Genomic DNA, 23,027 nt, shown 5'->3' on the forward strand with positions numbered 1-23,027 from the left:
GCCCCTGTTGTTGGGCGCGCATGTGCCCTGGCGTCACTCATGTCGTCGGAACAGGCGATGTCCCTCGATCTCGCCGGCCGGTCGGTATCCTTCAAGCGTCTCGGCGAAGAGCGGGTGGCGGGCGAAATAGGCAAGAACGTCGAAATGGCCGCCGCAGGCGGGGATGTTGGCATGGCGCGCCGCCACCAAGACCGGGGGCGGAGCGGCGGCGAAGGCCTCCGCGACGCGTTGGAACAGGTCGAACTCGGCCGCACCCATCTCGTGCGGCTCGCGATAGGGCGCCGAGCCGGCGGGGCAGCGGCGATAGAAGCCCTGCAGCGGCCAGATGCTCATCACCGGCAGGATCTGATGCGCATCGGCATATGTCAGCGCAGGGTAGATGGGGAAAATGTCAGGGCTTAGTACCAGCACCGGCCGGCCGCGCGCGTGCTCGTCGAACCATTCGGCGAGCTGGCCTGGTGGTTCGCCGTGGAAGGCGAGCTGCCGCCAGGGCGTCTCCCCGCCGCGCACCATGTAGAGCAGCACGCCGAAGGCCGCCATGGCTGCGAGCACGGGGGCGGCGCTTGCGGCGCGCGCATTCGCCAGGGCGCCGTCCGCCCATCGCGCACCTGCCGCGAGGAGCGCCGCGCAGCTGAAGATGGTGATCGGCAGCACGTGGTAGGTCCACCCCTTGTGCTGCAGCCAGGCTGAGGCGAAGGCCCCGCCCGCTGCAAGGCCGAGTGCCTGCGCCAGCGCCCCCGCACGAGGCCGCAGCGCGATGGGCAGCGCCAGCAGCAGCAGCGCTTCCGCCGCCCCCATGACGTCCGCCACCAGCACACGCCAGAGGCCCGCGCCGTGGATCTCGCCGTAGAAGCTCCAAGCCATCGGCACGACTTGCGTGAGGTAGGCCGGAAAGACGACGGGCACTGCCGCGACATAGGCCACCCAGACCGCCGCTATGGTCCAGGGCACGGGATCGCGGCGCTGGGCTGCCATGCCGCGCCGCAGGAGCACCAGCGCCTCGACCAGCAGAGGGATCAACAGGAAATGCGGCTTCAGCGCGAAGCCAAGTCCCGCCGCCAGCGCCACGCCGGTCGCCAGGGGCAGCGGCGGGGCGGGCCCCTCGATGCGTCGCGCCGCCAGCAGGCAATAGGGGATGGCAACCATCGCCATCAGCACTTCGCGTTGGCCGAAATCCGACCCGGCCATGACCAGAAGCAGCGGCACGCAGGCGGTGAGCACCGCGGATTCCACGTGTCCTTCCGCACGTCCCCGGCGGAGCGCCTCGGACAGGCGCCACAGCAGTGCGGCGAGCCCGAGCAGGCAGAGCATCACCGCCTGGCCCTGCGAGAGCGGCGTCCACCGGGCGAGTGCTGCCGGCAGCAGGTTCAGCACGAAGATGAGCGGCGGGTTCACGTCGATCAGGTCGACATAAAGTCGCTCCCCGCCGAGCCAGCGGCGCGCGAAGTCGAGCACCGCCGCCACATCGTGGTTGATCGGCGGCAGCAGTATCGTGACGAGGAAGAAAAAGCAGGGCGCCAGCGCCACGGCCCGCCAAACCATGCCGTGCCTCGGTCGCAGAGCCGCGGGCCGGTGCACGTCCGGCAAGGTGGCGGTGGCGGTTCCGAATTCGGCCTGGCGGCGAAAACGCATCATTTGCAAGTTCATCCGTGGTCACGATGGCGCTCGCCTGAGCGCAACCGATGAAAGCGCCCCGGAGCAAGTGCTGGACCGCATTACCGGCGGACCCCCTCCGGGAATCGGGTCAGGAACGCAGCGCGGATTGCAAATACTTCTTGATCGATCGTATCGGCGAGGCAATCGCCGGCGCGTTACAAGTGCTCCACGTAAGAGGATGCTGGCGATACGCACCGTCGCGGGGCGCTAACCTCAATACCAAGGCGTTTGCTGGGCGAGGGACGAAGCAGAACGATCGGGACGACGAATGGATCAGTCTGACCAAGACGCTCCCTACTGGAGCCGGGACCCCGTCGCTCTGAGCCGCGCCCTGGGGTCTGGACCTGGTGGCCTATCGTCGGACCAGGCAGCCGCGAAGCTTCGTCTTGTCGGGCCCAACAGCGTTCAGGACGTATCGCGGTTGAGTGCGCTCAGCCTGCTGCTGCGTCAGTTCGAAAGCCCCCTTGTCCTGATCCTGGGCCTTGCCTCGGCGATCTCGCTCGTTCTGCAGCAATGGGTCGATGCAGGAATCGTCCTGGCAATTGTCTTCGGCAGCACTCTGCTGGGTTTCCTTCAGGAGTACCGCGCATCGGCCGCGGTCGAGGAACTCAAGCGCCAACTGGCGCTGACGTGCCGCGTCATGCGGGACGGTACTGTCCAGACCGTTTCGGTCAGCACCATTGTTCCAGGCGACCATATCCTGCTTTCGGCCGGAAACCTGATCCCGGCGGACGGCGTGGTAATCGACGCAGAGGACTTCCTGGTCAGCGAAGCAAGCATGACGGGCGAGTCCTTTCCTGTCGAGAAGCGCCCCGGTACGGTTGCGCCTGACGCTCCCCCCACCGCTCGCATGAACGCCGTGTTTCTGGGTTCCTCGGTGCGAAGCGGAACGGCACGGGTGCTTGCCGTTGAAACGGGCCGAAGGACGGCCTTCGCTGCGATCGCCGAGCATCTCCGCGCGCGGCCGCCGGAGACAGACTTCGCCCGCGGCGTCCGCCAGTTCGGCTATCTCCTGATACGCGCGATGATCGTCATCGTCCTGTTCGTGCTGACGGCGAACATCCTGCTCGAGCGACCGGTGATAGAGTCCCTTCTCTTCGCCGCGGCGCTGGCAGTCGGCCTGTCGCCTGAACTGCTGCCTGCCATCGTCAGCGTGACACTGTCCGCCGGCGCCCGCGCCATGGGGCGGCGCGGTGTCATCGTCAGGCGTCTGGAAGCGATAGAAAACCTCGGCAGCATGGATGTTCTGTGCACCGACAAGACCGGCACGCTCACCGAAGGAGCAATCGTACTCAAGGATGCCGTCGATGCCGGGAATGAATCTTCAGCAGATGTTCGTCAACTGGCCTACCTGAACGCGGCGCTGGAGACAGGCATCGAGAACCCGCTCGATGCCGCGATCGTCGCCGCCGGCGAGGAGGCGGGATTGGCGATCGGCAGCGTGACCAAGGTCGGGGAAATTCCCTATGACTTCCTGCGTCGCCGCCTCACCATCGTCGTCTCGGAAGGTGATGGGAAAGCCCATCACCTGATGATCACCAAGGGCGCGTTCACGAACGTGCTGGGTTCGTGTTCGTCGCTCGCACGCGGCACGACCGACATTCCGCTCGATGCACAACTTCGCGCGGATCTTGATGCGATCTTTCAGGCCAGGAGCGCCGAGGGCTTCCGGGTCCTTGCCGTGGCCACGCGCAGGATCGAAGCGAAGCCACACTACGGCCGTGACGATGAGGAGGCCATGACGTTCAGGGGATTCCTGATATTCGTCGATCCGCCCAAGGCGGATGCACAGCGTACGCTGCACGAACTCGCCAGGCTGGGCATCCGCGTCAAGGTGATCAGCGGCGACAATCGCTACGTGACCGCCCATCTGGCAGAAGCCGTCGGCCTGCGTTCGAAGTCCATGCTCACCGGGGAGGAACTGGGAAAGTTGAAGGATGAGGCGCTATGGCACCTGGCGCCACGCACCGACCTGTTTGTCGAGATCGATCCCCAGCAGAAGGAGCGGATCGTCCGTGCACTTCAGCGTACCGGCCACTCGGTCGGCTATCTCGGGGACGGCATCAACGACGCCCCCGCGTTGCATGCGGCTGACGTAGGGATTTCGGTCGAGGAGGCTGTTGATGTCGCCCGGGAGAGCGCTGACATCATTCTGCTGAAGCGGGACCTGGACGTCCTGCGCAGCGGCGTCGTGGATGGCAGGCGAACCTTTGCGAACACGCTCAAATACATCTCGATCACCACCAGCGCCAATTTCGGCAACATGATCAGCATGGCGCTGGCGGCGCCGCTTTTGCCCTTCCTTCCCTTGGCGGCCAAGCAGATCCTCCTCAACAACTTCCTGTCTGATCTGCCGTCGATCGCGATTTCCAGCGACAATGTGGATCCGGATCGGGTCGCTCGTCCGCAGCGCTGGAACATCCGGGAAATCCAACGCTTCATGATCATCTTCGGCCTGATCAGTTCGGTATTCGACGTGCTGACATTCAGCCTCCTGATCTGGGTGTTTCACGCCGGCGAAGCGACATTTCAGACAGCATGGTTCGTCATCTCGCTCCTGACGGAACTCGCGGTGGTTCTCGTGCTGCGGACCCACAAACCCGCCCACAGAAGCACCCCGAGTCGCCTGCTGCTGTGGAGTACGCTTTCCGTCGCCTTTGCGACGCTGACGATCCCGTTCCTTGGGTTCGTAAGCGCGGTGTTCGGTTTTGTGCCGCTCTCGGTCACTGAGATCGCAATCATCATCGCGATTGTCGTTGGCTACATTGCGGCGACCGAAGCGACGAAGGTCTGGTTCTATCGCGCGCATCGGCGAGGAAGCGTTGTCCAGTGAGGGTGGCCGTTAGCGCCGGGCCGCCAGAGACGAAAGGCGCCGATCGACTTGCGGACTGTGGCGACGAAGCCACCGGGCGGATCGCGCCATCAGGCCGGAGAGCACCCTTTCGGCCTTACGTCCGCGCATCCCGGGCGGCGCCTGGGCGCTCTGCTTCGTCTCGCTCCACGAGCGTCTCCTCGTTGATCCTCGACGTAATGCTGCCTACCTATCTTGTCGTCGGCCACGGCACCTCGACCCTCGCGGTCGGATCTGTCGAGGGCAAGATTGGCGGCAATGCTGCGGCTGACATCGCCATCCGCGTCACCGCCGCGAGCGGGCCCGAAGCGGGGGCATCATGTATGGCGCGAGCGGCGTATTCTGGCCGGAGCTGCGATGGTTCAAATCCGGGCGCACTCCCTCCGCCACCCAGCGCCGCGAACAACGCCTCACGCCGGATCGCTTGATCCCGACGCGCACCTGCCGACCCGCGGTCGCGCCCATCCGGGCCCATACCCGCCCCGCGAGATCGCGGAACCGCAGCCCCGGCACACGGCCGCCCCCCCTGAAGGGCATGGCTTGACGCCCTGCCGCGACGGTCTCAGGACTTCGTGAGTGACGTCGATCCCGTCACGTTCCCCGCACGCGGGCAGGCGCGGTGGTGGCGCCGTGCCCTGACGGGCGGCGGTAGCACGCGGCGGCGGTCCGCGACGCCCCGATCGCCGGAGCCGACCCTCGCATGCCGACCCTCGATCCCCGAACCCTGCAACTCGCCGACATCGTCATCACCGATGCATCGAACTTCGTCTCGCATTGCGGGATCGTCGCGGGGACGAGCCGCGTGAACACCGCGAACGGCGTCGTCAATCGCCCCGACATGATCTACCACGCGACGACGAAGAAGGGCGTTTCCGCCGACCCGGCCTCGACCTGGGCCTCGGAGCGCGGAAAGTCCTCGGTCTTCCGCTGCAAGGCGCTGCGCTTCCTCAGCCAGGGCGGCAAATCCTCCGGCGCCTGCATCGCCGAAGCGGCGGTCGCGCTGTCCACCCGCTGCACCTACGGCAAGGGCCGCGCCTGGGTGAAAAGCTGGACCGGCAGCAGCGACTACGGCGCCAGCGCCAAGGGCCGGGTCGCCAAGTACCTGCAGCGTCTCGGCGCAGGCGGCCCCTTCGTGACCGAGCTCTATTGCTCGGAATTCGTGGTGCTGGCCTACCAGCTCGCGGCACGGGGGGACGAGACGGCGGGCTACTTCATCGACCTCGACGGCAAGCACACCCTGCCCAAGGACCTGCGCAACTGGATCCTGTCCCGCACCCAGCCGGGGGGCAGCTGGAGCTATCTCGGCGAGCTGGAGTAGCGGCGCGCGGCCGCGGCGCGCGACGGGCCCGACGCGGCGCCCGATCCGCAGGGCCGCCCGATTGCGCTCAGTCCGTGTGATCGGATTTCGTGCCGTGGAATCAAGGCTTTCTGGAACGGCACATCCGATCGGCCGTTTCCGGCTGGTTGGGTATTGCTCTAGCCTTCCTATCCAGAAGCGCGGCGCCAGGACCGTGCGGACAAGGGAGGACCAATCATGACGACGCGCCGGACCCTCATGCTCGCTTCGGGTGGCCTCGCCTTCGCCGCCGCCGCCCGCGCCCAGGGCACATGGCCCGAGAAGCCCGTCCGCCTCATCATCGGCTATCCCGCCGGCGGCCCGACCGACTTCGGCGGGCGGCTGCTGCAGGACCCGCTCGGGCGTCTCTGGGGCCAGCCGCTCGTCATCGAGAACCGCGCGGGCGCGAGCCAGATCATCGCCTCCGAGGCCGTCGCGCGCAGCGCGCCCGACGGCTACACACTGTTCCTCGCCGCCAGCACCCATGCGAGCAACGCCGCGGTCTATGCGCGCCTGCCCTACGACACGCTCGGCGACTTCACGCCCATCGTGAACCTCTACGCCTCGCCGACCGTGCTGTTTGTCGGGCGCAACAGCCCGATCCGCAGCGCGCAGGACCTGGTCGCCGCGGCGAAGCGGGAACCGGGCATGACCTTCGGCACCTCCGGCAACGGCTCCTCCGGCCACTTCGCCACCGAGATGTTCCGCCGCAAGGTCGGCATCGAGGCCACCATCGTCGCCTTCCGCGGCGCAGCGCCGGCGCTGCAGGAAGTGGTCGCGGGGCGCGTCGCGGCGACCTTCAGCACGCTCTCGGGCGCGATCGGGCTGGCGCGGGACGGCAATCTCCGCGCGCTCGCCATCGGCGGTCCGCAGCGGGCGGAGGTGCTGCCCGGCGTGCCGACGCTCGACGAACTCGGCATGGGCATCCCGGACACCAGCCCGTGGTATGGCTTCCTTGGCCCGAAGGGACTGCCGCAGCCGATCGTGGATCGCGTGTCCAACGACGTGCTCGGCCTGCTGCGGGACGTGGCCATCGCGCGCCGCATCGTCGATGCGGGCGGGGTGATCCTCGCCGAGGGCCCGCAGGCCTTCGACGCGCGCATCCGCCGCGAACTCGCCGAGAACGCGGTGATCGCGCGCGAAGCCGGGATCAGGGTGGAGTAGCCGCCACCCTCACGCGGCTGCCTGCTCCAGCGTCGGCGCCGCGTCCTGCAGCGTCACGCGGCGCAGGTCGCGGGGGTAGGTGTTGTCCTCGAAGGGCCGCGCGCGGTGCAGCGTGCAGCGATTGTCCCACATCACCAGGTCATGCTGCTTCCAGGGATGGCGATAGACGAACTCCCGTTGCGTCGCGTGCTCGACCAGGTCGCGGATCATGCACATCCCCTCCGGCACCGGCATGCCTTCCACGCGCCCGATATGGGACGACAGATACAGCGACACGCGCCCCGAGCCCGGATGCCGGCGCACCAGCCGCTGCGGCACGGGGGCGAAGGCCTTCTTCTCCTCCTCCGTATACGCATCGAAACCGAGCTGGGCGCGCGAATAGATCAGCGAATGCCAGCACACCAGGTCCTTCACCTTCGCCTTGGTGCGGTCCGGCAGCGCGTCCCAGGCCGCACGCATGTCGGCGAATTCCGTCTCCCCCCCTTCCGGCGGCACGACGCGCGCATGCAGCATGGAATAGAGCGCCGGCGTCGCCTTGAACGACGAATCGCTGTGCCACAGCCGGTTGCCGAGGTTGAACATCCGCCGCCGGTCATCCGCGGCGAGCAGTTTCCCATCGGTGTCGAGGTTGGAGATGTCGTTCATCTCCTGGTGCTTCAGGCGATGCCTGTGCGCGTCGACCACCGCGCGCGTGGGCTCCAGCGTGCCGAGCGCGCGGCCGAACGCCATCTGCTGGTCGTCGTCGATCGCCTGGCCAGGGAAGACGAGCACCGCGTAGCGGTCCATGGCGCGGTGGATCTCGGCGGCGGTCTCCGCTGCGATCGGCGCGCGGAGGTCGACGCCCGTCGCCTCGGCGACGAAGAGGGGATGCAGAGGCCGGAGCGTGAGCGGCATGGGGACGTCCTTCCTGTCGGCCCGGTCCGCCGCGGCGGCCGGGCTTCGCGGACGAAAGCGTCGCGCCGGCCGGCCGGGCGGGTCAAGCCTCCAGCGGCGGCCGGATGTCCCGCCAGCCCGCCGCCATCTCATAGGCGTGGGAGATGCGCAGCAGCATCGCCTCCTCGAACGACCCGCCGACGAAGGAGAGCGAGAGCGGCATGCCGTTCGCCGCGAGCCCGCAGGGCAGGACGATCGCCGGATGGCCGGTCGCGTTGAAGGGCGATGTGATGGGGTGGGATTTCCGGAAGGGGCCCTCATCCACCTCGCTCAGCAGCGGCGCGGCCGAGGTCGTGCCGGCGCACAGGATGGCGTCGCAGCCGGCAAGCACCGCATCGACCTCCGCCGTCAGCACGCGGCGCAGGCGCTGCGCCTGGACATATTCCGCGCCGGAGACGAACGCGCCCATCATCAGGCGTTCGCGCGTCACGCGGCCATACAGGTCCGGCTTCTCCCGCAGCCAGGGGGCGTGGATGGCGAAGCCCTCCGCCAGCAGGATCGCCTGCGTCACCGCGTCCGTGCGCATCCGCGCGGGCAACGTCACGTCCACCACCGTCGCGCCGAGGCGGCGCAGCACCTCCACCGCGGCGTCGAGGGCGGCCATCGTCTCCGCATCCACGCCGGATTCGATGTCGAAGTCCCGCGCGCGGCCGATGGTCAGGCCGGCGATGCCCTCGCCGAGCGCGGCGACATAGTCCGGCACCGGCGTATCGGCCGAGCCCGGGTCGAGCGGGTCATGCCCCGCCAGCACCTGCATCGCCATGGCGCAATCCTCGACCGTGCGCGTCAGCGGCCCGGCATGGTCGAGGGTGAAGGAGAGCGGAAACACCCCGCGCCGGCTGATCCGCCCATAGGTCGCCTTCAGCCCCACGATGCCGCAATAGGAGGCCGGAAGCCGGATCGACCCGCCCGTGTCGCTGCCCATCGCCATCGCGACCATGCCCGCGGCGACCGCCGCGCCGGACCCGGAGGAGGAGCCGCCCGCGAAGCGCGCCACGTCCCAGGGATTCTTCGCGTTGGGGAAGGGCAGGGCATCGGTCGGCCCGCCGCGGGCGAATTCATGCGTGGAGAGTTTCCCCAGGAGCACCATCCCCGCCGCTTCCAGCCGCGCGGTCGTCTCGGCGTCCTCGCTCGCCATGTTCTGCAGCATCTGGCGGGAATGGCAGGTCGTGCGCAGCCCCGCCGCGTCGTAGATGTCCTTCAGCGCATAGGGGATGCCGTGCAGCGGGCCGCGGCGCTTCCCGGCCTTGATCTCCGCCTCGGCCTGCGCCGCCGCGGCGCGCGCGCGCGGGGCCGTCACCTCGATGAAGGCGTTCAGCCGCGGCTCGAGTGCCGCGATGCGCGCGAGCGCCTGTTCCGTCAGCGCGACGGGCGAGAGCGTGCCGTCCGCGATGCCGCGTGAGGCCTCGGCCAGCGAAGGGACATGCGCGCTCATCGCCGCGCCCCCGGCTGGATCAGGCCGAAGGCGGGTTCCGTGGTGGGTGGGATGGGCTCGTCGAGTGCGGCGCGCAGCGTGCGCCAGGCGAGGAAGGCCTCGAACATCGGCGCGCGCCGGTCGGGCGGCAGCGTCAGGCCCGCGCGGGCGAGGGCGATGTCGAATTCGGTCTCGGGGTCGGGGACGGGCATGCGGCGGCTCCGGCTGGCGGTGGCCGCGTGGCGTCGTTCTCCCGGGGGCAGGATGCGCGTGTCGGCGCGTGGGTCAAGCCGTGAACCGGGAGGGGCGCCGCCCCTCCCGGACCCTCCCCGCCAGAGGCCGAAAGGCCTCTGGACACCAATACCGCGCCACCGGCCGAAGTATTGGTTCCCAAAGGCCTTTCGGCCTTTGGCGGGGGAGCGCGAGGGGGCGGCGCCCCCTCGTCTACCGCCGCAACTCCATCTGGATGGGTCCCTCGCGGTCCCCGCGCGCGAACTGGTCCACCATGGCGTTGCCCGTCTCGCCTAGCGTTGCCGCGGGCCCGGTCCAGACGATGCGTCCCTTGTGCAGCATGGCCGCGTCGTCGCCGATGCGCCGCGCGCTCGCCATGTCATGCGTGATGCTGACCGCCGTCGCGCCCAGCCGCTTCACCACATCCACGATCAGCCCATCGATCACCGCGCCCATGATGGGGTCGAGTCCCGTGGTGGGCTCGTCGAAGAAGATGATGTCGGGCTCCGCCGCGATGGCGCGCGCCAGGCCAACGCGCTTCTGCATCCCGCCCGAGAGTTCCGCCGGCGAGAGATCGCCCACCGAAGCAGCGAGCCCTACCTGTGCGAGCACCTCCGCCGCCTTGTCGCGCGCCTTGGCGCGCGTGATGCGCTTCTGCGCCAGCAGCTTGAAGCATACGTTCTCCCAGACCGGCAGGCTGTCGAACAGCGCGCCGTTCTGGAACAGCATGCCGATGCGGTCGGCCAGCGCCTCCCTCTCCCGCCGCGACATGGCGAGCACGTCCTGGCCATCGACCTCGATGCTGCCGGCGTCCGGCGTGATCAGGCCGAGGATGCACTTGATCGTCACCGACTTGCCGGAGCCCGACCCGCCCAGGATGACCATGCCGTGCCCGGCGCGGATGTCGAGGTCGACGCCGTCCAGCACCTTCTTCTCGCCAAAGGCCTTCGACAGGCCGCGCAGGCGGATCTTCGGGCGCTGCGCGGTCATCGGGCGAAGAACATCTCGGTCAGCACGTAGTCGAGGGCGAGGATGAGGATGGAGGCCGAGACCACCGCGGTGGTCGTCGCCGCACCCACGCCCTGCGCGCCGCCCTTGGACTGGTAGCCGCACCAGCAGCCCATCAGCGTGATGACGAAGCCGAACACCGCGGCCTTCACGAGCCCCGAGACCACGTCCATCACTTCCAGGAAATCGAACGTCGCCTTCAGGTAGCCGGCTGAGCCGAAGCCGAGCTTCGTCGTGCCGATGAGCCACCCGCCCATCACGCCGAGGATGTCTGCGACCACCACGAGGAAGGGCAGGGCGACGACGCCGGCGAGCAGCCGGGGTGCCACCAGGTACTTCATCGGGTTGGTGGACAGCGTCGTCAGCGCATCGATCTGGTCGGTCACGCGCATGGTGCCGATCTCGGCCGCGAAGGCCGCGCCGATGCGCCCCGCCACCATCAGCCCCGCCAGGACGGGGCCGAGTTCACGCGTGATGGACAGCACCACCACGTTCGCGACCGCCCCTTCCGCGTTGAAGCGCGCGAAGCCGGTATAGGATTGCAGCGCGAGCACCATGCCGGTGAAGACCGCGGTCAGCGCGACGACGGGCAGCGAGAAATACGCGATCTCGGCCAGGTGCCGCAGGAAGAGCCGCCCGTAGAAGGGCGGCCGCAGCAGGTGGGAGACGCCCTCGAGCGCGAACAGCGCGACGGCGCCGACCGTCCGGCAGGCGCCCAGCACGGCGCGCCCGATTGCCGCGACGGGGTTCAGCAGCAGGTCCAACCGCTCAGCCCTGCACGTAGTCGCGGGCGTAGCGCGCGCCGAGGGAGGTCAGGATCTCGTAGCCGATGGTGCCCGCCTGCGCCGCCACCTCGTCCGGCGCGCAGCCTTCGCCGCCGATCAGCGTCAGGTGTTGCCCAGGGACGATGTCCGGATGGTCGGTCACGTCGAAGGTCGTCAGGTCCATGGACACCCGTGCCACGAGGGGGATGGGCCGGCCGCGGAAATCCGCCATGGCACGGCCCGAGAGGCTTCTCAGGTAGCCATCCGCGTAGCCCGCCGCAACCGTCGCGATCCTGGAAGGACGCGACGCGGTCCAGGAGGCGCCGTAGCCGACGCTCTCCCCGGCCGCGATCTCCCGCACCTGGAGCACGGGGGCGGCGAGCCGCACCACCTGCCGCATCGGGTTCGGCGCGCCGGGCGTCGGGTTCACGCCATAGAGCGCGCAGCCCGGCCGCGCGAGGTCGGAGGCGAAGCCGGCGCCGAGGAACATGCCCGAGGAATTGGCAAGCGACCGCCGGCAGGCCGGCAGCCCCGCGCAGGCGGCCGCGAACCGCGCAGCCTGCGTGGCGTTGAGCGGATGCTCCGGCTCATCGGCGCAGGCGAGATGCGTCATCACATAGAGCAGGTCGAGCCCTGCCAGCATCCCATGGTCGGCCGACAGCCGCGCCAGTTCCCCCGCATCGAGCCCGAGCCGGGCCATCCCCGTGTCGATGTGCAGGATTGCCCGCCGCGCCACGCCGGCCGCGCGCCCCGCCGCCGCCTGCGCCGCGACCTCGGCCAGCGAATTGAGCACCGGCACCAGCGCCGCGTCGCCATCCGCCCCGGGCGGGAAGCCTTCCAGCACCGCGATCATCGGCCCGGGGCCGAGGATGGCGCGCAGCGCGAGCCCTTCCGTCAGGCAGGCGACGAAGAAATGCCGGCACCCCGCCACGCGCAGCGCCGGCGCCACGGCCCCGACGCCGAGGCCGTAGGCATCCGCCTTCACCACGCCGGCGACCGCGCCGGGCGCGCCGCGGGCGGCAAGGTCGCGCCAGTTCGCGACGATCGCACCGAGGTCGACCGTCAGCAGGGGCTGCCCGTACAGCGGCGCGTCAGCCACGCTGGTGCTCGTCATGCACCGTGTCGAGGTCGCCGAAGCGGGTGAACTCGGCTTCGAAGAACAGCTTGATGGTGCCGGTTGGTCCGTGGCGCTGCTTGGCGACGATCAGCTCCGCCTTGTTGTGCGCCATCTCCATGTCCTTCTGCCACTTGTCGACCGCCTCGTGGAACTTGTCGGGGTTGTCGAATGCCAGTTCCTTGGGCGCGCGCTGCATCAGGTAGTAGTCGTCGCGATAGACGAACATGACGACGTCCGCGTCCTGCTCGATCGAGCCCGATTCACGCAGGTCCGACAGCTGCGGCCGCTTGTCCTCCCGGCTTTCGACCGCGCGCGAGAGCTGGGACAGCGCGATGACGGGCACCGACAATTCCTTCGCGATCGCCTTCAGCCCCTGGGTGATCATCGAGATTTCAAGCACGCGGTTCTCGGGCCGCGTGCCGGCCGCCGGGCGCATCAGCTGCAGGTAGTCGACGATGACGAGGTTGAGCCCGCGCGTGCGCTTCAGCCGCCGGCAGCGCGTCCGCAGCGCGGAGATGGTGATGGCCGGCGTGTCGTCGATGAAGATCGGCACCGCGGCCATCTCGCGGCTGACTTCCACGAAGCGGTCGAAGTCGCGCTGGCCGATCTCGCCGCGGCGGATGCGGTCGCCGGAGATGCGCGCTTCCTCCGACAGCAGTCGCGTCGCCAGCTGGTCGGCGCTCATTTCCAGCGAGAAGATCGCCACGCCGCCGCGCGGGACGGCGTTCGGGTCCTTCTCCCGCGCCTCCCGCAGGATGGATTTCGCCGCCCCGAAGCCGATCTTGGTGGCGAGCGCGGTCTTGCCCATGCCCGGCCGCCCCGCGACGATCAGCAGGTCGGACGGATGCAGCCCGCCCATCTTGGCATCGAGGTCGCGCAGGCCTGTCGAGAGACCCGAGACGCCGCCCGGCGTCGAGAAGGCGCGCGCGGCGTGCTCGACCGCGATGGTCAGCGCGCGGTCGAAGGTGATGGGGCCGCCTTCGCCCGCGACGCCATCCTTCGAAAGGTCGAACAGCGCCTGTTCGGCCGCTTCCACCTGCTGCCCGGCATCGAGTTCGGCATCGGCGCCGAAGGCGCGGTTGACCACCACCTCGCCGAGGTCGATCAGCTGCCGCCGCAGCCAGGCATCGTGGATGACGCGGCCGTATTCGCCGGCATTGATGATGCCGACCATGGCCGAGAGCAGCTGCGCGAGATAGGCAGGCCCGCCCACTTCCTCGAGCAGGCCGGAATGCTCGAATTCCGCGCGCAGCGTGACGACATCGGCAAGCTGCCCCGCTTCGACGCGCCGCTGGATCGCCTGGAAGATGCGGCCATGGATCGGGTCGGCGAAATGCTCGGGGGCGAGGAATTCCGAGACGCGCTCATAGGCCTTGTTGTTGGCCAGCAGCGCGCCGAGCAGCGCCTGTTCCGCCGCCAGGTTCGATGGCGGCAGGCGTTGCGAGAGGCCGAGGATGGACCCGCCCGCGGGATCGATGTCGTTCATGGAGGCACCATAGCCCGCCCGCGCGAGTCACGCCCCCTGTGGATCGGGTGGATAAGGGGGATGGCGCGGGACCGGCGCCCCCGGCCGTGCCGTCAGGCCGCCGCGTGCGCCGCCCGGTGCATGTAGTCCCGCGTCAGCGGCACCGCATCCTGCCGCCGCGCCAGCTGCGCCTGCCAGACCATGTGGCCCATGTGGCGGAACGAGAGCTCCGCGCCGGCCAGGTAGAATTCGAACATGCGGCAGAAGCGTTCATCCGTCAGTGCCGCGATCGCGTCCCGGTTGCCGGCGAAGCGCGCGCGCCAATGGGTGATCGTCTCGGCGTAGTGCTGGCGCAGCACCTCGAGGTCCGTCAGCCACAGCCCGGCCTTCTCGATCGCCGGCAGCACCTCCGACAGCGCCGGCGAATAGCCGCCGGGGAAGATGTACTTCGCGAGCCACGGGTTGGTGCTGCCCGGCCCGTCGGAGCGACCGATGGCATGGACCAGCGCGACCCCGTCCTCCCGCAGCGCGCCGCGGATGGTCGCGAAGAAGCGGCGGTAATGGTCGATGCCGACATGCTCGAACATGCCGATGGAGACCACGCGGTCCATCGGCCGCGTCCAGGCGCGGTAGTCCATCAGCTCGAAGGTCACGCGGTCGGCGAGGCCCGCTTCCTCCGCCCGCTGGCGCGCGACGGCGAGCTGCTCTTCGGACAGGGTGATGCCGGTGACGCGCGCCCCGTGGTCGCGCGCCAGCGTGAGCGCGAGCCCGCCCCAGCCGCAGCCGATGTCGAGCACCTCGAGCCCCGGCCGGTCGAGCAGCAGCTTCGCCGCGACGTGGCGCTTCTTGGCGGCCTGCGCCTCCTCCAGGCTCTCCCGCCCGGTCGGGAAGTAGGCGCAGGAATACTGCCGGTCCCGGTCGAGAAACAGGGCGTAGAGCCGCCCGTTCAGGTCGTAGTGGTGCGCCACGTTGCGCCGCGCGCGACCGGCCGGGTTCAGCTGGTCGATCCGGCGGCGCAGCAGGCGCACCCATTCCATCAGGCGTTCGGCCGGATGGGTTCCGCCGGCCATCATGTTGTGCACGAGAAGGTCGAGCAGGGCGAAGAGCCCGCAGCCTTCGGGCCGGATCTCGTCCGCCATGTATCCCTCGCCGAGGGCCAGGGCCGGATTGAAGGTGAGGCCACGGAGCGCGCGGCGCGTGGCGATGTGCATTCCGGCGCGGGGTTCGCCGCTGCCGAAGATGCGCGTCTGCCCGTCCGGATACCGGACGGTGAGCGTGCCGTGGCGGATCAGCCGCCCGAAGGCGCGGTCGAGGAGCATGCGAGCCTCCCGGTCCTGCCGGGAAAGCATCGCAAATCACGTATGTAGAAGGGAAGGGGAATGTCCCGCGCTGGGCGGGTCATTCCCCATCCGGATCAGCGATCCGCGTCGGCCTGGCCGGCGGCGAGTTCGGCGGCGAGTTCGGCCTCGAGGCTCGCCTCCTCGGCTTCCGCCTCGGCTTCCACGCGCTCGCCGCGGGCCTGCTTCTCGGCTTCCTCGGGCGACCGGGCGACGTTCACGCGCACCGGGATGGCGACCTCCGGGTGCAGCGCCACGCTCACCGTGGACACGCCGACCGTCTTGATCGCCGTGCCCAGCAGCACCTGGTCGCGTGCGACGGTCAGGCCGGCCGCCGAGCAGGCTTCCGCGATGTCGCGGGAGGAGACGGAGCCGTAGAGGCTGCCGCTCTCGCCCGCCTGGCGGATGATGGTCACGGTCAGGCCGGCGACGCGCTCGCCGACGCGCTCGGCTTCCTCGCGGCGCTTGATGTTCTGCGCCTCGAGCTGCGCCCGCTCGCGTTCGAAGCGCGCGAGGTTGTCCTTGCTCGCGCGGATCGCCTTGCCCGAGGGGATCAGGTGGTTGCGCGCATAGCCCGGGCGCACCTTCACCAGGTCGCCCATCTGGCCGAGCTTGTCGACGCGCTGCATCAGGATGAGTTCGATCATGTCGTGCCTCCGGGCGGGCTCGTGCGCCGCCCCCATTGCTCGTAGAAACCGAAGGCCGTCACCGCGATCGCGGCCGGCACGCTGAGGATGACAAGCCCGGTGTAGAACACGCCGAGCATGAAGGCGCGGCCCGGGCGGCCGGCCGAACGGCGATGCACCGCGGCGATGCCCTGCAGGAAGACCGGCAGGAGCAGCACCAGCAGGATCGAGAGCGACACCGCGTCGCCTTCCCCGCCCACCAGCAGCCAGGCGAGCGCGGCCGCGCCCGTCAGCGGCGGGTACCAGCCGGGAAGGCGCACCTCGCTCCATCGCGGCGTCGGCGCCAGGGCGAGGCCCCAGCGCGTCAGCGCGGATTGCGCCGCCGAGCCGTTGACCGAGAGCGAGACCGCCGCCCAGAAGCCCATCGCCGCGGCCATGACGCGCGCGAGGTCGCCGACCGGCAGCGCCGAGGCGTTGCCGCCCATGCGCTGCACGCCCTGCGCGACCGCCTGCCGCAGCACGCCGTCGAGCCCGCCCGGCGCGCCGGAGAAGCCCACGGCCGCGCCAAGGATGACGACCGCCGGCCAGAGGCCGAGGATCGCGAGCGGCAGCCCGGGCTCGATCCGCCCGCCGCGGAAGCCGGTGACGACGATCAGCACCGTCGGCACCGCGAAGGCGGCCAGGAAGACCAGCATGGGCAGGCTGCCCGCGACGGCGGCATGGATCACCGCGGCAATCCCCGCCGCCCCCGCCACCGCCCCGGGGCCGAAGCCCAGGCCGGCGGCGAACAGCGGCAGCGGCGTCAGCCAAAAGGCGGCGAAGCCGAGCGGCAGGCCGCGCATCGCCCACAGCGACAGCACGGCGGCCATGAGGCCCCCCGCCATCGCCGCGAGCCATCGCGGATTGCCGAACACGCCCTGCATCGCCGCCGCCCCGCGGTCCTCAGTCGTTGATGACGTAGGGCAGCAGCGCCAGGAAGCGGGCGCGCTTGATGGCCTGGGCCAGTTCGCGCTGCTTCTTGCCGGACACGGCCGTGATGCGGGACGGCACGATCTTCCCGCGCTCCGACAGGAAGCGGGAGAGAAGGCGGACATCCTTGTAGTCGATCTTCGGCGCCTGCGGCCCGGAGAAGGGGCAGGACTTCTTGCGCCGGTAGAAGGGGCGGCGTGCGCCCACGGCGGGGCGGCGGGCGGCGGGCGTCAGGTCGGTGCTGTCGGACATGCTGGCTTACTCCTCGATCCCGCCGGGGCCATCCATATCGTCGCGCGGACGGGCGCGGAATTCCTCGCGGTCGTCGCCACGTTCACGGCCGCGGCCGGACCCGAAGCGGCCGGCCGGGCGCGGGCCGCGGAAGCCGCGGTCGCGGTCACGGTCGTCGGCGCGCTTCGCCAGCACGGCGGACGGCGCCTCGTCGATCGCCTCGACGCGGACGGTCAGGGTGCGCAGCACGTCCTCGTTCAGGCCGAGCTGGCGCTCGACCTCGGGCAGCGCGGTGCCGGGCGCCTCGATGCCGAGGAGCATGTAGTGCCCCTTGCGGTTCTTCTTGATCTTGTAGGCGAGGCCGCGCAGGCCCCAGTACTCGCGCTTCTTCACCTCGCCACCGCCTTCGGCGATGAGGGTCGCGACCTGCTCGGCGATTGCCTCGACCTGCTGCTGGGTGACGTCGTTGCGCGCGATGAACACGCATTCGTAGAGCGGCATGTGATCTCCCTATGGCTGGCTCAGCCCTGGCCCCGGGACGGGGCGCGCAAACGGGCATAGCCGGGCGCTTGCCTCGCGCCCGGCAGGGGAGGGCGGCGTAAAGCACGCGGCGGGGTGCGGCGCAAGGGCCATGGCTCGGGCGGGTGCAACGCGGTCCGACCGGGTGGCGCTTCACCGCTGCGCCGCCGGTTCGGGATCTACCGCGGCGTTGCGGCGGGTGCCTTCAGCGCGGCGTTGCCGCGGGTGAACTCAGCGCGGCGCTGCCGCGACGCGCTGCATACTCCATTCGCGCGGACAGGTTGGATGAATGTACTGCCCCGTGAAGCTGTCGCCGGCGAAGCGGCCACGGAACGTCCTGTTGCCGCTCTGCATTTGCAGCGTGCCGTCCGCCCCCACCGTGCCGGAGAAGACCGTGTTCGTGCGGATCTCGTAATCGAGCCGCGCGGTCCCGCCGCGCACTTCCATGGTGCGGGTGAGTTCGGGAGCGCCGCAATTGAAGGAACTACCCGGGTTCAGGCGGCCCGAGCCGCGCCAGGTGCCATCGAAGTTGCTGGGCGCGGCAGCCTGCGCGGCGGGTGCCGACCCGTCGCCTGGCCCGCCGGCGCAGCCGGAAAGCAAAAGACCGAGCGCCAGTATCACCCGACAATGCTGCGCCGTCATGGATCCCTCCCTTGCGACGAACAGTCCGCTCGCGAACCAGACCATGAATCTTTCCCTGGATACAGTATCGATCGGCCGGCCCATGCCATGTCGCGCGGCCGCAACCGCCCCGCCCTGATGCGCCGGTTCCGGCTTCATGCTGAACTCCACCCGTAATCCGTCGCAGAGGCCTGCCATGAACCGCCGCTCCGCCCTGTCCCTTCCGCTTGCCGCGCTGGCGCTGCCGCGGGTCGCCGGCGCGCAAGGGACTTGGTCGCCCTCGCGCACCGTCACCCTCGTCGTGCCCTTCGCCGCCGGCGGCCCGAACGACATCGTCGCCCGCCTCGTCGCGCCGCACCTCCAGCAGGCGCTGGGCCAGACGGTGGTGGTGGAGAACCGGCCGGGTGCCACCGGGGCGATCGCCGCCCGGCACGTGGCCGCCCAGCCGGCGGACGGGCATACGCTGATCGTCGCCGCCTCCGGCACCATGACGATCAACCCGGCCGTGATGCAGCGCCCGGGCTACGACCCCGAGAAGGATTTTTCGCCCGTCACCCTCGCCATGACGGTCCCGAACATGCTGGTGGTCCATAAGGATGTCCCCGCCCGGACGGTCGCCGAGACGATCGACTGGCTGAAGCGGGAGAATGGCCGGGTGAACTATTCGTCGGGCGGGGTGGGGTCGACCGAGCAGCTCGGCATGGAACTGTTCCTGCGCGCGACCGGCACGACCGCGACGCATGTGCCCTTCCCCGGCGGGGCGCCGGCCGTCACCGCCATGATCCAGGGCCAGTGCCAGGCGAGCATCCTGAACGCCGCGACGGTCCGCCCGCATGTGGCCTCCGGCGCGCTGCGCGGCATCGCCATCTGCCTGCCGCGCCGCTTCGACGCGCTGCCCGACATCCCGACGATGGAGGAGGCCGGCTTCCCGCAGGTCGTCTCCGCCTCCTGGTCCGCCTTCCTCGCGCCGGCCGGCACGCCAGCACCGGCGATCGCCCGGCTGCATGAGACGATCACGGCGGCACTCCGCCAGCCGGAGGTGACGCAGCGCCTCACCGCCGCAGGCTTCACCATCGATGCCAGCACGCCGGAGGAACTCGGCCGGACCATCTCGACCGAGCTCGCCCGCTGGAAGCGGGTGGTGCAGGAAGCGGGCATCCAGCTCACCTGACGCGGCCCGCATCCTCGCCGCGCGCATGGTCCCAGACGGCCTGCGCGCCCGGGGTGAGGAAGGCATTGCAGATCTGCCGGGTCACCTCGGTCAGCCGAAGGTTCGGCCGGTCGGCCGTGAGCTTCGCGACGAGCCAGACGAGGCCGGTGCCCTGCGTGTCGTCCTGCGTCGCGACCGTGCGGATCTCCTCCGCGAGCGAGATGCAGAAGGCGATGCCGAGGCGGAGGTCGTCCGCCGGCTGGGCTTCGGAAAAAGGGTCGGTCATCGGGGGTGTCTCCGCCCGGCGCAGCGGGATTGCCGCGGTCGGCGAATTTCATTGAAAAGATTCTATGAAATATCGCCAGTAACTTTAAATTGAATTCATTCAATGAATACGCTATGGGAGTCTCGCCGGAGGTCCAGGTCCATGAGCATCCCCCCCAAGCCCCGCCGTACCGCGCCGCGGGACGAAGACACCTCCCGCCGCCGCCAGACCATGACCCGTCTCATGGATGCCGCGGAGCGCCTGATCCGCGAGAAGGGATTCGACGCCACGAGCGTCACCGAGATCGCCGCCGCCGCCGGCGTCGTCCCCTCGCTGATCAACGCGTATTTCCTGGGCAAGTCCGGGCTGCTTTTCGCCGTGACGCAGCGCTACAACCGCAACCAACTGGCTGCGACGCGCGCGGCCGCGGCGACGCCCGGCAGCGCGGCCGACCGGATCGGCGCAATCCTCCTCACCTGGGCGAGGCTCGACCTGGCGGAGCCCCGGCTCTACGCCGCCATCACCGGTCTGTCCTGGACCTGGCCCGCCGAGACGGAGCGCCAGTATCGCGAGGATCTCGAGCCGTTCTGGGATATCGTCATGGACGTGGCGCGGGACGGCATCGCGGCCGGCGAGTTCCGTCCCCTCGAGCGCGCCGAGGTGCGGGAGATCGTCTTCGCCCTGCATCAATGGGGCATGCGCCCCGGCATCTTCCTCGGCGAGTCGCCCGAGACCTGCGCCGCCCGCGTGACCCGGCAGGTCCTGACGGCGTTCGGCGCGCCGCCGCACGGGGCCGGTTGACATCGGCGCATACGCGCCGCATCCCCCCGCGCGCCGAAACGCCGCATCCACACGGAAACGCCCGAGACATGTCCTTCGCCTTCGTCTTCCCCGGCCAGGGCAGCCAGGCCGTCGGCATGGGCCGCGACCTGGCCGATGCCTTCCCCGCCGCGCGCCACGTCTTCCAGGAAGTGGACGACGCGCTCTCCCAGAAGCTCTCGAAGCTGATGTGGGAAGGTCCGCAGGAGGAGCTGACGCTGACGGCCAACACCCAGCCCGCGCTGATGGCCCATTCCCTCGCCGTGGTGCGCGCGCTGGAAGCCGAGGGCGGCTTCCGCCTTGCCGAGCGCGTCGCGCTGGTGGCCGGCCATTCGCTCGGGGAATACAGCGCGCTGACGGCCGCCGGCGCCTTCGACATCCCGACCGCGGCGCGCCTGCTCCGCCTGCGCGGGGAGGCGATGCAGAAGGCGACGCCGCCGGGCACCGGCGCCATGGCCGCGCTGCTCGGCGCCGAGCTCGACCTCGCACGCGCCATCTGCGCCAAGGCCGCGACCGACCCCGAGACGGGGAACACCGACATCGTGGAAGCCGCGAACGACAATGGCGGCGGGCAGGTCGTGATCTCCGGCGCTAAGGCGGCCGTCGAGCGCGCGATCGAGATCGCGAAGGCCGAGGGCGTGAAGCGCGCCATGCTGCTGCCCGTCTCCGCCCCCTTCCATTGCGCGCTGATGGCCCCGGCGGCGGATGCGATGGCCGAGGCGCTGGCCAAGGCCGATCTGCGCGCGCCGTCCGTGCCCGTCGTCGCGAATGTCACCGCCGCCAAGGCGACGGCGCCCGACGAGATCCGCGACCTGCTCGTGAAGCAGGTGACCGGCACGGTGCGCTGGCGCGAATGCATCGCCGCCATGGCCGCCATGGGCTGCGACCGCTTCGTCGAACTCGGCGCGGGCAAGGTGCTGACCGGGCTGATGAAGCGCAACGCGCCGGAGGCGACGGCGCTGGCCATCGGCACGCCGGCCGATGTCGAGACATTCCTGAAGGGCCTGTGAGCCTCACGCCCGACCTGACCGATGCCCCCAGCCCCGCCGAGACCGCGGCGGTGCTGGACCGCCTTGTCGACTTCAACGCGCGGCAGGGCTTCGCGCGGGAACGCCGGCCGCTCGCCATCCTGCTGCGCGACGCGGAAGGCGCGGTGCAGGGCGGGCTTGTCGGCGTCACCTCCTGGTCATGGCTCTATGTCGACAACCTGGTGGTGCCGGACGTCGCGCGCGGCCAGGGGCTGGGCGCGCGGCTGATGGCGATGGCCGAGGCCGAGGCCCGCGCGCGCGGCTGCATCGGCGCGCGGCTCGACACCTATTCCTTCCAGGCGCGCGGCTTCTACGAGCGCCTCGGCTATTCGGTGACCGGCGCGATCGAGGATTGCCCGCCCGGCGAAACGCGGTGGTCCATGGCCAAGCGCCTGGATCGCGCCTGACAGGAGAAACCCCCATGTTCGACCTCACCGGCAAGACCGCCCTCGTCACGGGTGCGACGGGCGGCATCGGCGAAGCCATCGCCACCGCGCTGCACGCGCAGGGTGCGACCGTCGCCATCACCGGGCGGCGGGAGGCGGAACTCGCCCGCGTGGCGGAAGCGCTCGGCGGCGTGCGTGTCATCGTGGCACCCGCCGACCTGTCCGACCCCGCCGCGCCGGCCGCGCTGGTGGAAAAGATCGAGGCCGAGGCCGGCGGGCTCGACATCCTGGTGAACAATGCCGGCTTCACGCGCGACATGCTGGCGCTACGCATGGGCGATGCCGACTGGGCCGCGGTGCTGGAAGTGGACCTGACCGCGCCCTTCCGCCTTGCGCGCGCGGCCCTGCGCGGGATGATGAAGAAGCGCCACGGGCGCATCGTCTCGATCGCGTCGATCGTCGGCGTCACGGGCAATGCGGGGCAGGCGAACTACGCCGCCGCCAAGGCGGGGCTGATCGGGATGAGCAAGTCGCTCGCGCAGGAAGTCGCGACGCGGGGCGTGACGGTGAACGTCGTCGCGCCCGGCTTCGTGAAGACGGCGATGACGGACGCGCTGAACGACGCGCAGAAGACCGCGCTGCTGACGCGCATCCCGACGCAGCGCATGGGCACGCCGGAAGACATCGCCGCGGCGGTGGTCTACCTCGCCTCCAACGAGGCGGCCTGGGTCACGGGGCAGACGCTGCACGTGAATGGCGGGATGGCGATGATCTGAGGAGAGGTTTTTTCAGCCTCAATCGCCGGCGCGGCCATCCGGCCGCTTGGCTTTCGCGCCACGCACTGGCGCGCCGGCGGCCACTGGCAGTCTGGGCGCGGTCGCGCATTCGCGCTCCCGGATCGAGGCTGTGCCTCGATCCGCCTGCCTTGCAGCGCGTGACGTCGATTCCGCTTGCATCGCCGCAACGGCTTCGCGTATCCGCCGCGCCTCCGATGGAACTCCTTCCACCGGCTGATCGTGTGTCACCCATGCCGTCGAACGCGCCCCGCGCCGTCGCCTGCGAACCGACCGGGATGAACCCCGGACGCGTCGCGGCCCTGCGCCCGGCCCGCTTGAACGGACCTCGGCAAGCCAGACC

At 70.0% G+C, this 23,027-nt stretch carries 23 protein-coding genes; 8 read left to right on the plus strand and 15 right to left on the minus strand.

The window, feature by feature from the left end; genetic code table 11:
* Nucleotides 1-33 precede the first annotated feature (33 nt).
* A complete protein-coding gene (locus tag HW577_RS02770) occupies nucleotides 34-1,635 on the minus strand; it encodes a hypothetical protein (RefSeq protein WP_198374531.1) in 1,602 nt (533 codons plus the stop codon).
* Between the two features lie 289 nt (nucleotides 1,636-1,924).
* Here HW577_RS02770 and mgtA point away from each other — a divergent pair, with 289 nt between their 5' ends.
* From mgtA to HW577_RS02785, 3 genes are all read left to right on the plus strand, one after another.
* Nucleotides 1,925-4,489 (plus strand): magnesium-translocating P-type ATPase, encoded by a 2,565-nt coding sequence (gene mgtA / locus HW577_RS02775; RefSeq protein WP_198374532.1) that lies wholly within the window; start codon nucleotides 1,925-1,927, stop codon nucleotides 4,487-4,489.
* Nucleotides 4,490-5,207: 718 nt separating this feature from the next.
* Nucleotides 5,208-5,825: a hypothetical protein gene (locus HW577_RS02780; RefSeq protein WP_198374533.1), complete on the plus strand. Its 618-nt coding sequence runs from the start codon at nucleotides 5,208-5,210 to the stop codon at nucleotides 5,823-5,825.
* A 216-nt stretch (nucleotides 5,826-6,041) separates the two neighbouring features.
* On the plus strand, nucleotides 6,042-7,007 hold the full coding sequence (locus HW577_RS02785) for a Bug family tripartite tricarboxylate transporter substrate binding protein (protein ID WP_198374534.1): 966 nt from the start codon (nucleotides 6,042-6,044) through the stop codon (nucleotides 7,005-7,007).
* 9 nt (nucleotides 7,008-7,016) lie between these two features.
* Here HW577_RS02785 and HW577_RS02790 read toward each other — a convergent pair whose 3' ends face one another.
* The 13 genes from HW577_RS02790 to HW577_RS02850 all read right to left on the minus strand — a co-directional run bounded on the left by HW577_RS02790 (nucleotide 7,017) and on the right by HW577_RS02850 (nucleotide 18,308).
* The gene (locus tag HW577_RS02790; protein ID WP_198374535.1) at nucleotides 7,017-7,901 is read right to left on the minus strand and encodes a TauD/TfdA dioxygenase family protein; all 885 of its coding nucleotides are present in this window, start codon (nucleotides 7,899-7,901) and stop codon (nucleotides 7,017-7,019) included.
* Between the two features lie 82 nt (nucleotides 7,902-7,983).
* Entirely contained in the window at nucleotides 7,984-9,375 is a 1,392-nt protein-coding gene (locus tag HW577_RS02795; protein ID WP_198374536.1) for an amidase, read from the minus strand.
* On the minus strand, nucleotides 9,372-9,566 hold the full coding sequence (locus HW577_RS02800) for a hypothetical protein (RefSeq protein ID WP_198374537.1): 195 nt from the start codon (nucleotides 9,564-9,566) through the stop codon (nucleotides 9,372-9,374). The genes HW577_RS02795 and HW577_RS02800 overlap by 4 nt, the downstream gene beginning before the upstream one ends.
* 232 nt (nucleotides 9,567-9,798) lie before the next feature.
* Nucleotides 9,799-10,575, minus strand: coding sequence for an ABC transporter ATP-binding protein (locus HW577_RS02805; RefSeq protein WP_198374538.1), 777 nt, complete (start codon nucleotides 10,573-10,575; stop codon nucleotides 9,799-9,801).
* Nucleotides 10,572-11,357, minus strand: a complete 786-nt coding sequence (locus HW577_RS02810; RefSeq protein ID WP_198374539.1) for an MlaE family ABC transporter permease — start codon at nucleotides 11,355-11,357, stop codon at nucleotides 10,572-10,574. The genes HW577_RS02805 and HW577_RS02810 overlap by 4 nt, the downstream gene beginning before the upstream one ends.
* Nucleotides 11,358-11,361: 4 nt before the next feature.
* On the minus strand, nucleotides 11,362-12,471 hold the full coding sequence (gene alr, locus HW577_RS02815) for an alanine racemase (RefSeq protein WP_198374540.1): 1,110 nt from the start codon (nucleotides 12,469-12,471) through the stop codon (nucleotides 11,362-11,364).
* On the minus strand, nucleotides 12,449-13,960 hold the full coding sequence (locus tag HW577_RS02820; RefSeq protein WP_198374541.1) for a replicative DNA helicase: 1,512 nt from the start codon (nucleotides 13,958-13,960) through the stop codon (nucleotides 12,449-12,451). The genes alr and HW577_RS02820 overlap by 23 nt, the downstream gene beginning before the upstream one ends.
* A 92-nt stretch (nucleotides 13,961-14,052) precedes the next feature.
* Nucleotides 14,053-15,258: an SAM-dependent methyltransferase gene (locus HW577_RS02825; RefSeq protein WP_198374542.1), complete on the minus strand. Its 1,206-nt coding sequence runs from the start codon at nucleotides 15,256-15,258 to the stop codon at nucleotides 14,053-14,055.
* Between the two features lie 95 nt (nucleotides 15,259-15,353).
* The gene (gene rplI, locus HW577_RS02830; protein WP_198374543.1) at nucleotides 15,354-15,923 is read right to left on the minus strand and encodes a 50S ribosomal protein L9; all 570 of its coding nucleotides are present in this window, start codon (nucleotides 15,921-15,923) and stop codon (nucleotides 15,354-15,356) included.
* Complete coding sequence (locus tag HW577_RS02835) at nucleotides 15,920-16,825, minus strand: DUF2232 domain-containing protein (RefSeq protein ID WP_198374544.1); 906 nt, start codon at nucleotides 16,823-16,825, stop codon at nucleotides 15,920-15,922. Before HW577_RS02835 ends, rplI begins: the two co-directional genes overlap by 4 nt.
* Before the next feature lie 19 nt (nucleotides 16,826-16,844).
* On the minus strand, nucleotides 16,845-17,123 hold the full coding sequence (gene rpsR / locus HW577_RS02840; RefSeq protein ID WP_198374545.1) for a 30S ribosomal protein S18: 279 nt from the start codon (nucleotides 17,121-17,123) through the stop codon (nucleotides 16,845-16,847).
* Between the two features lie 6 nt (nucleotides 17,124-17,129).
* Complete coding sequence (rpsF, locus tag HW577_RS02845; RefSeq protein ID WP_198374546.1) at nucleotides 17,130-17,603, minus strand: 30S ribosomal protein S6; 474 nt, start codon at nucleotides 17,601-17,603, stop codon at nucleotides 17,130-17,132.
* A 249-nt stretch (nucleotides 17,604-17,852) separates the two neighbouring features.
* Entirely contained in the window at nucleotides 17,853-18,308 is a 456-nt protein-coding gene (locus tag HW577_RS02850; protein WP_232474639.1) for a hypothetical protein, read from the minus strand.
* A gap of 130 nt (nucleotides 18,309-18,438) precedes the next feature.
* Here HW577_RS02850 and HW577_RS02855 point away from each other — a divergent pair, with 130 nt between their 5' ends.
* Nucleotides 18,439-19,413 (plus strand): Bug family tripartite tricarboxylate transporter substrate binding protein, encoded by a 975-nt coding sequence (locus HW577_RS02855; RefSeq protein WP_198374548.1) that lies wholly within the window; start codon nucleotides 18,439-18,441, stop codon nucleotides 19,411-19,413.
* Here HW577_RS02855 and HW577_RS02860 read toward each other — a convergent pair.
* On the minus strand, nucleotides 19,406-19,678 hold the full coding sequence (locus HW577_RS02860; protein ID WP_198374549.1) for a hypothetical protein: 273 nt from the start codon (nucleotides 19,676-19,678) through the stop codon (nucleotides 19,406-19,408). The two genes, HW577_RS02855 and HW577_RS02860, sit on opposite strands and share 8 nt — an antisense overlap.
* Nucleotides 19,679-19,819: 141 nt before the next feature.
* Here HW577_RS02860 and HW577_RS02865 point away from each other — a divergent pair, with 141 nt between their 5' ends.
* The 4 genes from HW577_RS02865 to fabG all read left to right on the plus strand — a co-directional run bounded on the left by HW577_RS02865 (nucleotide 19,820) and on the right by fabG (nucleotide 22,666).
* Nucleotides 19,820-20,458 carry a TetR/AcrR family transcriptional regulator gene (locus HW577_RS02865; RefSeq protein ID WP_198374550.1) on the plus strand — a complete coding sequence of 213 codons (639 nt, stop codon included), beginning with the start codon at nucleotides 19,820-19,822 and terminating at the stop codon, nucleotides 20,456-20,458.
* Between the two features lie 68 nt (nucleotides 20,459-20,526).
* Nucleotides 20,527-21,486, plus strand: coding sequence for an ACP S-malonyltransferase (gene fabD, locus HW577_RS26405; protein WP_232474640.1), 960 nt, complete (start codon nucleotides 20,527-20,529; stop codon nucleotides 21,484-21,486).
* Nucleotides 21,483-21,911, plus strand: coding sequence for a GNAT family N-acetyltransferase (locus tag HW577_RS26410; protein ID WP_332837371.1), 429 nt, complete (start codon nucleotides 21,483-21,485; stop codon nucleotides 21,909-21,911). The genes fabD and HW577_RS26410 overlap by 4 nt, the downstream gene beginning before the upstream one ends.
* A gap of 14 nt (nucleotides 21,912-21,925) precedes the next feature.
* Nucleotides 21,926-22,666 carry a 3-oxoacyl-[acyl-carrier-protein] reductase gene (gene fabG / locus HW577_RS02875; protein ID WP_198374552.1) on the plus strand — a complete coding sequence of 247 codons (741 nt, stop codon included), beginning with the start codon at nucleotides 21,926-21,928 and terminating at the stop codon, nucleotides 22,664-22,666.
* Nucleotides 22,667-23,027: the final 361 nt, after the last annotated feature.

This window comes from Neoroseomonas rubea (genome assembly GCF_016106015.1).
GTDB classification, from domain to species: domain Bacteria; phylum Pseudomonadota; class Alphaproteobacteria; order Acetobacterales; family Acetobacteraceae; genus Neoroseomonas; species Neoroseomonas rubea.